The sequence below is a fragment of the Bradyrhizobium sp. YCK136 genome (genome assembly GCF_044570075.1).
Classification (GTDB): domain Bacteria; phylum Pseudomonadota; class Alphaproteobacteria; order Rhizobiales; family Xanthobacteraceae; genus Bradyrhizobium; species Bradyrhizobium diazoefficiens.
Genome location: NZ_CP172424.1, coordinates 9,110,312 through 9,123,197, shown reverse-complemented (window position 1 = coordinate 9,123,197; position 12,886 = coordinate 9,110,312). Strand labels below are relative to the sequence as shown.

General features: G+C 66.6%; 17 protein-coding genes and 1 tRNA gene. 11 read left to right on the top strand and 7 right to left on the bottom strand.

Annotation, left to right across the window (positions count from 1 at the left end; translation table 11 throughout):
* Positions 1 to 124 precede the first annotated feature (124 nt).
* Together ACFLEY_RS44145 and ACFLEY_RS44140 are read left to right on the top strand one after the other, a co-directional pair.
* Positions 125 to 634 carry a hypothetical protein gene (locus tag ACFLEY_RS44145; protein WP_060909319.1) on the top strand — a complete coding sequence of 170 codons (510 nt, stop codon included), beginning with the start codon at positions 125 to 127 and terminating at the stop codon, positions 632 to 634.
* Positions 635 to 763: 129 nt separating this feature from the next.
* On the top strand, positions 764 to 1,588 hold the full coding sequence (locus ACFLEY_RS44140) for an alpha/beta fold hydrolase (protein ID WP_060909318.1): 825 nt from the start codon (positions 764 to 766) through the stop codon (positions 1,586 to 1,588).
* Between the two features lie 38 nt (positions 1,589 to 1,626).
* On the opposite strand, the gene ACFLEY_RS44135 is transcribed toward ACFLEY_RS44140, so the two are convergent.
* Positions 1,627 to 2,268, bottom strand: a complete 642-nt coding sequence (locus tag ACFLEY_RS44135) for a TetR/AcrR family transcriptional regulator (protein WP_060909317.1) — start codon at positions 2,266 to 2,268, stop codon at positions 1,627 to 1,629.
* An 89-nt stretch (positions 2,269 to 2,357) separates the two neighbouring features.
* On the opposite strand from ACFLEY_RS44135, the gene ACFLEY_RS44130 reads away from it, so the two are divergent.
* From ACFLEY_RS44130 to ACFLEY_RS44090, 9 genes are all read left to right on the top strand, one after another.
* The gene (locus ACFLEY_RS44130) at positions 2,358 to 3,296 is read left to right on the top strand and encodes an SDR family oxidoreductase (protein WP_060909316.1); all 939 of its coding nucleotides are present in this window, start codon (positions 2,358 to 2,360) and stop codon (positions 3,294 to 3,296) included.
* 26 nt (positions 3,297 to 3,322) lie between these two features.
* A complete protein-coding gene (locus ACFLEY_RS44125) occupies positions 3,323 to 3,982 on the top strand; it encodes an NAD-dependent epimerase/dehydratase family protein (RefSeq protein WP_060909315.1) in 660 nt (219 codons plus the stop codon).
* Positions 3,983 to 4,064: 82 nt separating this feature from the next.
* Positions 4,065 to 4,508: a DUF2948 family protein gene (locus tag ACFLEY_RS44120; RefSeq protein ID WP_060912761.1), complete on the top strand. Its 444-nt coding sequence runs from the start codon at positions 4,065 to 4,067 to the stop codon at positions 4,506 to 4,508.
* Positions 4,509 to 4,784: 276 nt separating this feature from the next.
* Positions 4,785 to 6,080 (top strand): histidinol dehydrogenase, encoded by a 1,296-nt coding sequence (hisD, locus tag ACFLEY_RS44115; RefSeq protein WP_028173637.1) that lies wholly within the window; start codon positions 4,785 to 4,787, stop codon positions 6,078 to 6,080.
* Positions 6,077 to 6,574, top strand: a complete 498-nt coding sequence (locus ACFLEY_RS44110) for a UPF0262 family protein (protein ID WP_011084075.1) — start codon at positions 6,077 to 6,079, stop codon at positions 6,572 to 6,574. Before hisD ends, ACFLEY_RS44110 begins: the two co-directional genes overlap by 4 nt.
* A gap of 6 nt (positions 6,575 to 6,580) precedes the next feature.
* On the top strand, positions 6,581 to 7,048 hold the full coding sequence (locus ACFLEY_RS44105; protein WP_011084076.1) for a low molecular weight phosphatase family protein: 468 nt from the start codon (positions 6,581 to 6,583) through the stop codon (positions 7,046 to 7,048).
* Between the two features lie 155 nt (positions 7,049 to 7,203).
* Positions 7,204 to 7,833: a Maf-like protein gene (locus ACFLEY_RS44100; RefSeq protein WP_011084077.1), complete on the top strand. Its 630-nt coding sequence runs from the start codon at positions 7,204 to 7,206 to the stop codon at positions 7,831 to 7,833.
* 166 nt (positions 7,834 to 7,999) lie between these two features.
* A complete protein-coding gene (gene yacG, locus ACFLEY_RS44095; RefSeq protein ID WP_060909314.1) occupies positions 8,000 to 8,179 on the top strand; it encodes a DNA gyrase inhibitor YacG in 180 nt (59 codons plus the stop codon).
* 200 nt (positions 8,180 to 8,379) lie between these two features.
* A tRNA-Phe gene (locus ACFLEY_RS44090) sits at positions 8,380 to 8,455 on the top strand.
* Between the two features lie 69 nt (positions 8,456 to 8,524).
* Here ACFLEY_RS44090 and ACFLEY_RS44085 read toward each other — a convergent pair.
* From ACFLEY_RS44085 to mdcC, 6 genes are read right to left on the bottom strand one after another with little or no spacing between them, the layout of a single operon-like run.
* Entirely contained in the window at positions 8,525 to 9,445 is a 921-nt protein-coding gene (locus tag ACFLEY_RS44085) for an acyltransferase domain-containing protein (RefSeq protein ID WP_060909313.1), read from the bottom strand.
* Positions 9,445 to 10,293: a triphosphoribosyl-dephospho-CoA synthase MdcB gene (gene mdcB / locus ACFLEY_RS44080; RefSeq protein WP_060909312.1), complete on the bottom strand. Its 849-nt coding sequence runs from the start codon at positions 10,291 to 10,293 to the stop codon at positions 9,445 to 9,447. Before mdcB ends, ACFLEY_RS44085 begins: the two co-directional genes overlap by 1 nt.
* The gene (mdcG, locus tag ACFLEY_RS44075; RefSeq protein ID WP_060909311.1) at positions 10,290 to 10,937 is read right to left on the bottom strand and encodes a malonate decarboxylase holo-[acyl-carrier-protein] synthase; all 648 of its coding nucleotides are present in this window, start codon (positions 10,935 to 10,937) and stop codon (positions 10,290 to 10,292) included. The genes mdcB and mdcG overlap by 4 nt, the downstream gene beginning before the upstream one ends.
* Entirely contained in the window at positions 10,930 to 11,670 is a 741-nt protein-coding gene (gene mdcE, locus ACFLEY_RS44070) for a biotin-independent malonate decarboxylase subunit gamma (protein WP_060909310.1), read from the bottom strand. Before mdcE ends, mdcG begins: the two co-directional genes overlap by 8 nt.
* Entirely contained in the window at positions 11,657 to 12,571 is a 915-nt protein-coding gene (locus tag ACFLEY_RS44065) for a biotin-independent malonate decarboxylase subunit beta (RefSeq protein WP_060909309.1), read from the bottom strand. The genes mdcE and ACFLEY_RS44065 overlap by 14 nt, the downstream gene beginning before the upstream one ends.
* Positions 12,568 to 12,885, bottom strand: a complete 318-nt coding sequence (mdcC, locus tag ACFLEY_RS44060; protein WP_028173631.1) for a malonate decarboxylase acyl carrier protein — start codon at positions 12,883 to 12,885, stop codon at positions 12,568 to 12,570. The genes ACFLEY_RS44065 and mdcC overlap by 4 nt, the downstream gene beginning before the upstream one ends.
* Position 12,886 lies beyond the last annotated feature (1 nt).

The following is a 12,886-nucleotide window of genomic DNA, read 5'->3' as shown; positions in this document are numbered from 1 at the left end:
TGCGTTTGTCGATTCGCACGATGACGCATGGCTTTGCCCATGCGTGTGACGACAACGCATGTGGCAATCTCATGAGGGGCGTAATACTAATCTCCATCTCAATGCAGAGAGTAGGAGAGATGTCATGGTTCTTGGGTTGAGCTTGCCCGTCTTCACGATGGTCCATGTCATCATAAGCCTGATCGCCATCGTCGCCGGCCTCGTCGTGATGTTCGGCCTGCTCGGCTCGAAGCCGATGCCGGGCCTCACCGCGATCTTCCTGCTGTTCACGATCCTCACCAGCGCGACCGGCTTCCTGTTTCCGTTCAAGGAGCTGTTGCCCTCGCACATCATCGGCATCATTTCGCTGGTGCTGCTCGCGATCGCCTGCATCGCGCTCTACGGCATGAAGCTCGCGGGCGTCTGGCGCCCGGTCTACATCGTCACCGCGATGATCTCGCTGTACTTCAATGTCTTCGTGCTGGTGATCCAGTCGTTCCTGAAGGTGCCGGCGCTCGCCGCGCTCGCGCCCGCCGTGCCGCCCGCGCCGCCGTCCGGCCCGGTGTTCGCCGTGGTGCAGGGCATCGTGCTGGTGTTCTTCGTGGTGCTGACCATCGGCGCCTGGCGCCGCTTCAAGCCGATGGCGTTTGCCTGATCGCACGAACCCTCGTCATTCCGGGGCATCGCGCAGCGATGAGCCCGGAGTCTCGTGCGACAATTTCCAGATTCCGGGTTCGCGCGGACGCGCGCCCCGGAATGACGTCCCACTGAAAGGAGTCCCACCATGCCCACCATCACCACCAAAGACGGCGTCGAGATCTTCTTCAAGGACTGGGGGACGGGCCAGCCAATCGTGTTCAGCCATGGCTGGCCGCTGTCGGCCGACGACTGGGACGCGCAGATGATGTTCTTCGTCACGCGCGGCTACCGCGTCATCGCCCATGATCGCCGCGGCCACGGCCGCTCGGCGCAGGTCGCAGAGGGCCACGACATGGATCACTATGCCGACGACCTTGCGGCGGTCACCGCGCATCTCGACCTGAAGAATGCCATTCACGTCGGCCATTCCACCGGCGGCGGCGAGGTCGTGCATTACATCGCGCGCCATGGCGAGAGCCGGGTGGCGAAGGCCGCGATCCTCTCCGCGGTGCCGCCGCTGATGGTGCAGACCGCAGCCAATCCCGGCGGCCTGCCGAAGAGCGTGTTCGACGACTTCCAGGTGCAACTCGCCGCCGGCCGCTCGGCGTTCTATCGCGACATCGCCGCCGGCCCGTTCTACGGCTACAACCGTCCCGGCGCCAAACCGTCGGAAGCGGTGATCCAGAACTGGTGGCGTCAGGGCATGATGGGCGGCGCCAAGGCGCATTACGACGGCATCGTCGCGTTCTCGCAGACCGACTTCACCGAGGACCTGAAGAAGATCAACGTGCCCGTGCTGGTGATGCACGGCGACGACGACCAGATCGTGCCTTACGCCGACTCCGCGCCGTTGTCCGCGAAGCTGCTCAAGAAGGGCATCCTGAAGACCTGCAAGGGCTTCCCGCACGGCATGCCGACGACGCATGCCGAGACCATCAACGCGGACTTGCTGGCGTTCTTCAAAGAGTAAGTCCGCGCTTACCCTCCCCTCCAGGGGAGGGTAATCGATCACTTCAATATCGCCCTGATCGCATCGAACGTGCGCTTCACGAAAGCCTCCGGCTTCTCCCGCGCACCTTCGCCGATCCAGCTCTCGCCGCCGACGCGCATTGCGCCGGTGGCGATCATGGCGACGAGCCGGGCCTTCAGCCGGTCCGACTTGCGGCCGGAGCGTTGCGTGAGCCCGTCCGCGAGCGCGCGCTCGAGCTTTTCGTATTTGAGCTGGTCGCGCGCGTGGAGCGCGGGATTGTCGCGCTTGAGCCGCGACATCGCTGCCGCCTCGGTCGGATCGATCCGCTTGACCGCCGCGGCGATCGCATTCTCCGCCGCCGTCAGCATGGATTCGTCCGCAGGCCGCGCGAGAATCTCGGAGACCAGGGCGGCCGCGGCATCCTCCTGCCAGGCGGCGACCACGTCCTCTTTCGAGGCGAAGTAGTGGAAGAAGCTGCGGCGCGACACATCGGCGGCGGCCGCGATGTCGTCGATAGTCGTGGTTTCGAAGCCGCGTTCCAGGAACAGCGCCATCGCCGCGCGCTTCAGCCGCTCGCGGGTCTGCTGCTGCTTGCGCTCGCGCAGGCCGGGCGCCGCCGGGGATTTTTCTCCGGAGGACAAGGGCTTGGCGCGTCTGCTAGCGTGCTTCGAAGCCTTCAAATTATTTCACCTCGTGCAAATTTGCACTTAGTGCACATTTAGACCGGTCGCGGGCCTTATTCCACCCCCTGATAGCCTGGAGCTATGGCATGACCGACTGGACCACGGCAGACATCCCCTCCCTCAGCGGCAGGACCGCCGTCGTGACCGGCGCGACGGGCGGGCTCGGCTACGAGACGGCGATGGCGCTGGCGGGCGCCGGTGCCATTGTCATACTCACCGGACGCAACGACGCAAAGGGCCTGCGGGCGATCGAGGGCATTTGCGAGCGGTTTCCCAATGCGCTGATCGCCTACGAGCATCTCGACCTCGCCAGCCTGTCGTCCGTGGCCGATTTCGCCAAGCGCTTTGCCGCCGGCAACGAGCAGCTCGACCTCCTCGTCAACAATGCCGGCGTGATGGCGCTGCCGAAACGGCAGCAGACCGAGGATGGCTTCGAGATGCAGCTCGGCACCAATTATCTCGGCCATTACGCGCTGACGGCGCGCCTGTTGCCGCAGCTTCGCCGGGCGAAAGCGTCTCGAATCGTCAATCTCTCGAGCCTCGCGCACCGCTCCGGCGCGATCAATTTCGATGATCTGCAAGGCAAGCGTTCCTATCGTCCGTGGCGGGCCTATTGCCAGTCGAAGCTGGCGATGCTGATGTTTGCCTTGGAATTGCAGCGTCGCAGCCTCGCCGCCGGCTGGGGCGTGACCAGCGTTGCCGCCCATCCCGGCTACGCGCGGACCGATCTCATTGCGAACGGGCCGGGCGCCAACACGCTCCAGTGGCGCGTCGGCCGTTGGCTGCAGCCGTTGATCAGCCAGTCCGCCGCCGAGGGCGCGCTGCCCACGCTGTTCGCGGCGACCTCGCCGGCGGCCGAGCCCGGCGGCTATTACGGTCCGAACGGGTTCTATGAATTGAAGGGGCCGCCAGCGCCGGCGAAGATCATGCCATGGGCCAAGGATTTCGCCGCGGCGGCCATGCTGTGGGATGTCTCGGCAACGCTGACCGGTGTATCCTTCGACGACATCGCGGTCGCCGCATGAGCCGCGACGCTGTTGGGGACGTCCCGATGCAAGTCATCATCTTTGGCGCGACCGGCATGGTCGGGCAGGGCGTCTTGCGCGAGTGCCTGGTCGATGCCGGCATCGACCGCGTGCTCGTGGTCGGCCGCAGTCCGACCGGCGTGCGCAACGCCAAGCTCACCGAGATCATCCACGACGATTTCACGAACTATTCGGCGATCGAGTCTCAACTGACCGGCTTCGACGCCTGCTTCTTCTGCCTCGGCGTCTCCTCCATCGGCATGAGCGAGGAGCGCTATCGTCATCTCACCTATGACCTCACGCTCGCCGCGGCGACGACGCTGGCGCGGCTCAATCCGCAGATGATTTTCACCTATGTCAGCGGCGCCCGCACCGACTCCACCGAGCAGGGCTCGCGGATGTGGGCGCGGGTCAAGGGCAACACCGAGAACGATCTGCTCAAGCTGCCGTTCAAGGGCGCCTACATGTTCCGGCCCGGCGCGATCCAGCTCCTGCATGGTGCCCGCTCCAAGACCGCCTGGGTGCAGGCCGTGTATGCCGCAACCTGGCCACTCTGGTCGGTGCTGCGCCGGATTTCGCCGCGGCTCGTCACCTCCACCGAGCAGATGGGCCGCGCCATGATCCGCGTCGCCCGGGAGGGGTATCCGCGCAAGGTGCTGGAGATGGAGGATATCAATAGCCTCTAGTCCGCCGGGTCGTTAGTTCTAAGGAAATTTCCGCGGCCGCGCGCGTTGGGCCGTATCCGCCCCCCCAGGAGAAATGCCGGCGATGTCGCCCCAGCTCAAACTGATCGCGCTCGATGCCGACGATCTCGCCGTGATCTCCACCCATGTGCAGGATGCCCGGGTGCAGGCCTCGGACATCATCTGGCGGCAGAGCGAGAAGCGGCTGGTGGTCGGCATAAGCCGGCTGGACTGGGAGCAGACGCTGGACGGCGAGACCGAGCCGCGCCGGCTGGTCGCCGCGCTCCGCTTCGATCGCGTGCTTGCCTGCAAATCGCGCAACATCGACCTTGGAGCCCCGGACGAGGTCCTGGACCTCGTCGGCATCGAGTTTCACCCCCAGGACGGCCACGACGAGGAGCCCGGCGGCAGCGCACTGCTCTTGTTCGCCCAGGGCGGCGCCATCCGCCTCGATGTCGAATGCCTCGAATGCGAGCTGACCGATCTCGGGGCGGACGAACTGGGGACGGGGATCGAAGCGGAGGGGTGAGGAATGGGAATGACCCCACTCCTGCTGTCGTCCTGGCGAAAGCCAGGACCCATTACCACCGGTGGTCGTGATGGAGTGGGCCGGAACCACATCCTGCTTCAATTACAACAAGTTGGGGTAATGGGTCCTGGCTTTCGCCAGGACGACATCGAAGCAGGATGACGATGGGCGACGACGACGTCTCGCAAGGGTTGACGGCGGGAGGCCGTCGCGCCATTGAGCAGGGGACCTGGTGCGCCAATCGCCCCGAGAAACCAGCCAGAAGCCAAGCCAGACATGCCCGTTCGTCTCGACCGCAGCAGCGCCGATTTTGACCAGCGATTCGCGGCCTTCCTCGCCGCCAAGCGCGAGGTCTCGGCCGACGTGGAAGCCGCCGCGCGCGCGATCGTCGACGACGTGGCGAGGCGTGGCGACGCGGCCCTGCTCGAGGCCACGGCGAAGTTCGACCGGCTGACACTGGACGCATCCGGCCTTCGCGTCTCGGCCGCCGAGATCGAGGCTGCGGTGAAGGCCTGCGATGCCGCGACGCTGGATGCCTTGAGCCTCGCGCGCGACCGCATCGAGACCTATCATCGCCGCCAATTGCCGAAGGACGAGCGCTTCACCGACCCGCTCGGCGTCGAGCTCGGCTGGCGTTATACCGCGATCGAGTCCGCCGGCCTCTACGTGCCCGGGGGAACTGCCGCCTATCCGTCCTCGGTGCTGATGAACGCGGTGCCCGCTAAGGTCGCCGGCGTCTCGCGCCTCGTGATGGTGGTGCCCTCGCCGGACGGCAAGCTCAATCCGCTGGTGCTGGCGGCGGCAAAGCTGGGCGGCGTCACCGAGATCTACCGCGTCGGCGGCGCGCAGGCCGTCGCCGCGCTCGCGCACGGCACCGCCACCATCGCGCCGGTCGCAAAAATCGTCGGCCCCGGCAATGCCTATGTCGCCGCAGCCAAACGGCTGGTGTTCGGCAAGGTCGGCATCGACATGATCGCCGGTCCCTCCGAGGTGCTGGTCATTGCCGACGACACCGGCAATGCCGACTGGATCGCCGCCGACCTGCTCGCGCAGGCCGAGCACGACACGAGTGCGCAATCGATCCTGATCACCGATTCCGCACGCCTTGCCGCCGATGTCGAGAAGGCGGTCGAGGCGCAGCTGAAGACGCTGCCGCGCACCGCGATCGCGAGCGCCTCCTGGGCCGACTTCGGCGCCATCATCATGGTGAAGAATCTCAACGACGCCATCCCACTTGCGGATGCGATTGCCGCCGAGCATCTCGAGATCATGACGATCGATCCCGACGCGCTCGCCGCACAGATCCGCAATGCCGGCGCGGTATTCCTCGGCGCGCATACGCCGGAGGCGATCGGCGATTATGTCGGCGGCTCCAACCACGTGCTGCCGACGGCGCGCTCGGCGCGATTCTCCTCGGGCCTCTCGGTGCACGACTTCATGAAGCGCACCTCGATCCTGAAATGCGGCCCGGATCAGCTTCGTGCGCTGGGACCTGCTGCGATGACGCTTGGCAAGGCGGAAGGGCTGGACGCCCATTCGCGCTCGATCGGATTGCGCCTCAATCTGTCATGACAAAGCCGCCCGAACAGGACGACTCCAACAATCGCATCGTCGCGGTCACCCTCGACGAGGAATCGATCGGCCGTTCCGGGCCCGACATCGAGCATGAGCGCGCGATTGCGATCTACGACCTGATCGAGCAGAACCTGTTCGCGCCGGAGGGCGCCGACGGGAAGGGGCCGTTCACGCTGCATATCGGCATCACCGGCAACCGCCTGATGTTCGACATCCGCCGCGAGGACGGCGCGCCCGTGGTCGTGCATCTGTTGTCGCTGGGGCCGTTCCGCGGGATCGTGAAGGACTATTTCATGATCTGCGACAGCTATTACCAGGCGATCCGCACCGCGACCCCGGACAAGATCGAGGCCATCGACATGGGCCGCCGCGGCATCCATGACGAGGGATCGCGCACGCTCCAGGAGCGGCTGAAGGGCAAGGTGCGGGTCGACTTCGAGACCTCGCGCCGGCTGTTCACGCTCATTACTGTTCTGCACTGGAAGGGGTAAGCGCGGATGGCTGCGCCCCCACGCGCACGCGATCCGCAATCGGTGCTGTTCGCCTGCGCGATGAACAGCGTGCGCTCGCCGATGGCCGAGAGCCTGCTGCGGCACATGTTTCCGCAGGGCCTCTACGTGAAGTCGGCCGGCGCCAGGAAGGGCGAGCTCGATCCTTTCGCCGTTGCCGTGATGGCCGAGCTCGGCCAGGACATCTCCGTCCACAGGCCGCAGACCTTCGAGGAGCTGGAGGACTGGGAGGGGCTGAACTTCGACCTCATCATCACGCTGTCGCCGGAGGCCCATCACAAGGCGCTGGAGCTGACCCGCACGCTCGCGGCCGACGTCGAATACTGGCCGACCCAGGATCCCACCACCATCGAAGGCAGCCGCGACCAGAAGCTCGCCGCCTACCGCGAGGTCTGCGACCAGCTGCTGCTGCGCATCCGCCGGCGCTTCGCGAAAGTGGGCGCAGCGAGCGGGTAGCATCCGGCGGGCGTAACACCCGCGTCACAGACTGCAGGCACAGGCATGTCGGACACCTCGAATCAGCAAAGTCCGGGTTCCCGGGTTGTGAAATCAGCCCCCTTCCGATAGGTTCCGCGCGCAATTCACCCCTGCCTCATCCCCAAAATCACCTGATGCTTGGCCGCCCCAAATTCGTACTTGCCTCCGGTTCGCCGCGGCGCCTGTCGCTGCTCAACCAGGCCGGCATCGAGCCGGATGCGCTCCGGCCGGCCGACGTCGACGAGACGCCGAAGCGAGGCGAGCTGCCGCGCGCCTGCGCCAATCGCCTCGCAAGGGCCAAGGCGGATGCGGCGCTGAAATCGGTGCAGCTCGACGACGAACTGCGCGGCGCCTTCATCCTCTCCGCCGACACGGTGGTGGCGGTCGGGCGCCGCATCCTGCCCAAGGCCAATCTCGTGGACGAGGCCGCGCAGTGCCTGCGGCTGCTCTCGGGCCGCAATCACCGCGTCTACACCGCGATCTGCCTCGTCACACCGCGCGAGGCCTTCCGCCAGCGCCTGGTCGAGACCCGCGTCCGCTTCAAGCGCCTGTCGGAGGACGACATCCAGGCCTATATCGGCTCCGGCGAATGGCGCGGCAAAGCCGGCGGCTACGCCGTGCAGGGCATCGCCGGCTCCTTCGTGGTGAAGATGGTGGGGTCCTACAGCAACGTCGTCGGCCTACCGCTCTACGAGACCACGACGCTGCTCGGCGGCGAGGGCTTCCCGATCCGCTTCGGCTGGCTCAACGCCACCGCCGTGTGAGCGCGAACGCCGCGCCGGACGGGTCTTAACAAAAATCTCGAAAACAACCCCATGCACAGTAGAATTGGCCCGCGGGACCCGGGCCGCGACGCCTGCGCGTCCGCCCGAGGAACCTGTTTGCGGACAGGCTCTTGAACGTTTTCACCCCGTGTAAGCTGCCGACATCATGGACGACCAGGTCAAAATGCCCACCGGCCCGCTCAAAACCTGCCCGATCTGCGGCAAGCCCGCCGCGCAGGCCACCCACCCGTTCTGCTCCTCGCGCTGCCGCGATGTCGACCTGAACCGCTGGCTGAAAGGCTCATACGTCATCCCCGGCCGCGACGACGAGGTGGACGACGTTTAATAGAAAAGCAATATCAATTACTTAATTGAGTTTCCAGCGTGCCGCACGCCAGCCGCGGCAACGCCACCCCACCTTGTGCACAGCCGGGCCGCGCCCGGCGTAGCCTTCAGGCGAAGCCGGGTGGACAGGCGGCCTTCAGCCCACTATAAACCGCCCGCTCGATGGGCCTTGACCTTCTCTTTGGGTCCTTCCCTCAGCACGCCCAGGTAGCTCAGTTGGTAGAGCATGCGACTGAAAATCGCAGTGTCGGTGGTTCGATTCCGCCCCTGGGCACCATCCGGCTCTTCCAACAGCCCGATATCCAAAGCAATTCTGTAATTCCAACGGCCTCGCGCTGCCGATTGGCTATTCGGCCGCAATCCAGTTTCGCAGACCATCGACCGTACGAAATCCGTCTGCCGCGTAGCAGCGGATGGAGGGAAGGAAGGCCTGCATCATCTCGGCGAGCGCGTGTCCCGGACCGAGATCCAGCACCCTGCTGACGCCCAGCTCCACGAGGGCTTCCAGCGTCGCCGACCAGTCGATCGGGCGCGCCACCTGCCGGGCGAGCTTTGCGGTTGCGTTGCTCGCGGAGAAGATGCGCTCGCCATCGCCTCCGGCGAGCAGGACGCGCCGGCTTGCAATGGCGGAGCGTGTGCTGGCGTCGAGCGCCAGTTGAAAGGGGCGGCAGGCCTGTTCGAGCTGCCGCGTGTGCGAGGCGATTCTCACGGCGAGGAGACCTGTGCGCGTGGCGCCTTGTCGTATCGCTTCCTGGCAGAGGTCGGTCACGTCCTGCTCGGCGCCTCCGACGACAACGAGACGATCGGGGTTCCTGATCGCGATCTCGCAGCGATGCTTCCCGAGCAGGCGTTCGAGCGCGGCCGGGTCGAGCCCGCGGATATAGCCGAGGCGGCCGTCGGGTCCGGCGACGCCGTCCATCAGGCGCGCGCGAACAGCCGTCAGTCGCAAGGCTTCATCGGCGGTCCATATCCCTGCAATGCTCCAGGCGGCCATCTCGCCGACGCTGTAGCCGGTGACGGCCGCAGGTTCGGTCAGGAGGTCGGCAATGCAGGCATGGATCGCGAGCGCCGATGTGACGGTCAGGATCTGGCTGACATGGTTGGCGGACAGCTCGTCTGTGCTGTGCGTCCGGACGAACTGCCGTGGATTCTCGCCGAGATGCGCGGTTGCCGCGACGAAAACAGGCTCCGCGGCAGGCTGACCGGCGGCCAGATCGAAGATCTTGTCCGAGAGGGTGCCTTGTCCACCGCAGAGCAGGGCCAGCATCAGGGCTCCAGCCGATCGACGAAGAGGGCCATGGCCAGCAGGTCCGCGGAGCCGCCGGGACTGAGATTGCGCGCCACGAAGGCCTGATGAATCTCGATGGCCCGCTCGCGCCAGCCGTGACGTCCAACGCCTCCGGCGGCAAGAAATGCGGATGCGCTGTCTTGGGCGAAGTGCAATCCCTCCGCTCCGCCGCGATGCAGGAGGTTGGTGTCGGTGACGTCGGCGATGAGCGTCATGCAGGTCTGAACGCGGACCGCTTCCTCATCGCAACGAGCGAGCTTTCGCGCAGCATGCAGGGCGGGCAGGGCGATCTCGTAGACCGACGGGAAGCCGCAAGCCGCTTCCGCCCTGGCGCCGCCGGCACCGTAGCGCCGCGAGGCCATGGCGCCGTGGCTGCGCAAGGATATGGGACCCGAAAGGATATCTTCGCCCCAGCGCTGCGACACCAGATCGCCGAGCGATTTGCGAATGCCGAGCGCGCCGCGATATCCGGCCGCGGCGCAGAGCAGACCCAGTCCGAAGATCGCGCCGCGATGCGTGTTGACGCCTCCGGTTTCCGCGAGCATGGCGCGCTCGGCGGCGACCCCGATCGCGCGCAAGCGGCTCATGCCGGCGCCCTCGGCTCCGGCAAGCGCCAGATCACGGAGGAATGGCCTCAAAGTATCGGCGCTGCGGCACAGCAGCTCGGCGTCCATGTCGCTGTGTGCGCCATTGTCGACATGGCTGACGAGTCCCGGTTTCGGATGGGTTTCAACTTCGAGCTTCAAGCAAAGCGACGCCAGATCACCGAGCTGCGCCGCATCGGGCGCGTTGGCAGGTGTCGATTGCCATCTCAGCGCGACGGTCACGACAGATTCCCCGTCAGAAACGCGGCGCGCGTCGTGCTGATGACGCCGGCGGGGCCTTTCACGAGGACTTCATCGTCGTCAGCACCGATGAGCTCGCGCCATTGGACCCCTCCCGCGCGACCAACGATCTCACCGTCCAGCCGCATCGGCGCCTGGTTCGCAATCCGGCCGATGTCCGACGGCAGCGTGTCGGCTTGCCTTGCCGACGACAGCGGCCAGAGCAGATCGAGGTCCGAACTGTCGGAAAGATAGGGCAGGCCGGTGAGGTGCTGCCAGGCCAGGCTGCCGAAGGTGCGGGTCTCCGGCAGAAGCAGGAGCAGCAGGCCGATCGTCTCCCGCCAGCGCGCAGGTGCCGCGGCGGCCGCATCGGCCAAGGATGGCGGCGGAGCCGATGCGATGATGTCGCCGGGTGCGAGCGCGAACGCGATGCGCCGTTTGCCGTGGCTGGGCGGCAGCGGCAGGCCGAGCGGAATCATGCCGGCGGCATCGCTGCAAGCCGGCCGGCGAACGATGAGGGGGCGGTCGGCGCGCGCCCAGCCGTCGATGATCGGCTCGCTGGCGAGTTCGGGGTGGCGGCTCATCACGGCAGCCCATCCGGCGGCCGAGGCCTTCACCATGGTGTGACGCGCGAGCGCTTCAGCCATGTTGCGCTCCCTGCTGCGATATCGCGGCGAGTGCGACGACCCGATCGGCGATCTCGGCCGCCTTTCGACGTCCGCCCCGCTCCGCGCCGAGCCGGCTGCGTTCGTCCCGTCCGGCAGGCTGTGCCAGCACGGCCGCAAGCTGCGGCGCCAGGGGCGCAGTTTCGTCCCAGACGACGTGAATGCCGCCCGTGCGGACCATGTTGTCGAGCCCGGGCGCGAAAACGGGTGTCGCTTCCGCCTTGGCCTTCAGCACGTCGATCGGAAGCTTGGTGACCCGCGCCATCGACGGCAGATCCATCACGGCGGGATGCGCGCCGGGAAGCGCCACCAGCGTGCCGGTGGCAAGAGCGGTGGCGATGAACGCACCGGCCGCGCTGCCGCCGTAGAGCAGGCCGACGGTGCGGTGTCCTTCCGCTTCCGCGAGCAGCAGTACCTTGGCGAGATGCGACAAATATTCGCTGAGGCCGAGCAGTTCGTCGCGCTTGCTCATGCGCTGGCTGGCGGAATCCACCAGGACCAGGATCGGCGCGCGATCCCCAGATTTGATAATCTCGATCACGCGCCCTGCGAGCGCGATCGCCTCGTCCACGCCGAGCGGCTGTCCTTGCGTGATGCCGAGCACGTGGATCAGTCCGCCGTCAGGCAGGGTCGCCGTTCCCGCGATCATCGCGCCGGTCGTTTCGATCTTTCGGCCGTTCGGGAACAGGCCGGCCAGGATGTCATCGAGCGTCATCGGCGTTCTCCCTTGTCTTTGCCGCGCGTAGAAACGCGTCGGTCGGAAGCGCGGGGATCTCGGTCGGCGCGTCGATACCAAGCGTCTGCCAGATCTCGACGGCGTCCTCGGCTTCACCGAAACGCTGCAGCCGATGCTCGAGGCGCCTCTGCTCGGCTGCGAGTACGCTGGTGTCGCAGCCACGCTTGATCTTGAGCGCGTCGATCGCGGCCTCGCGAAACGCCAGCGCCTCGTCGTCGACGAACATGTCGGCGCCGCCGATGAGATAGCGGTGCTTGCCGCCCATGGTGCGCCAGACCAGCGCGCGATCGCGCGAGTCGAACTCCTCGATGCCCCTGTTGGTCTCGATCACCTCGGGACCGCTGACGCTGATCCGGCCCTGCTCGGACACGATCAGGCGCGAGCAGGTGCCGGCGATCAGGCTGCCGCCGCCATAGCAGCCGGCACGTCCGCCGATCAGGCCGACGACGTTGATGCCGGCGCGGCGTGCCTCGACCACCGCGCGCATGATCTCTGCGATCGCGAGCTCGCCGGCATTGGCTTCCTGGAGCCGCACGCCGCCGGTGTCGAACAGGATCAGCACGTCGTGCTTGAGCGTACGCGCCGCGCGCAGGAGGCCGGTGAGCTTGGCGCCGTGGACTTCGCCGAAGGCGCCGCCCATGAAGCGTCCCTCCTGCGCGGCAACGAGCACCGGCGACCCCTCCAGGCGGCCACGGCCGATGACGATACCGTCGTCGAACTGCTCCGGCAGGTCGAAGATCGAAAGATGCGGGCTGATCTCGCGCAGCTCGGGGCCGATGTATTCGGAAAAGCTGCCGGCATCGACCAGCGCGTCGATGCGCTGCCGGGCGCTCGCCTCGTACCAGCTCAGCGAAGCCGTGTTGGCTGCCGCCTGTGTCATCGTTCCGGCTCCTCGATCTTGCGGACGCCTTGCGCAAGGCGCAGCGCAACCGTGTCGGGCCGGGCGCCGCCGTCATTGATGGAGATGCGCAAGCCGCCGGCAGAGCGGCGGGCGACGAAGTCGCGGACCACGGCGTCCCACACCGCGCCGAAGCCGTGAGCTGCGGTTGCGATGTCGATCGTGCACATGTCGGCCGGCGAGGCGCGTTCCAGCAGGACCTCGAGATTGCCGGAGGCGACGACGCCGACGATCGCCTGCGCGCGGGTGCCGCCGGCCGATCTGGCTGCGGTCAGCCTGAAACTGAGTTTTTCCATG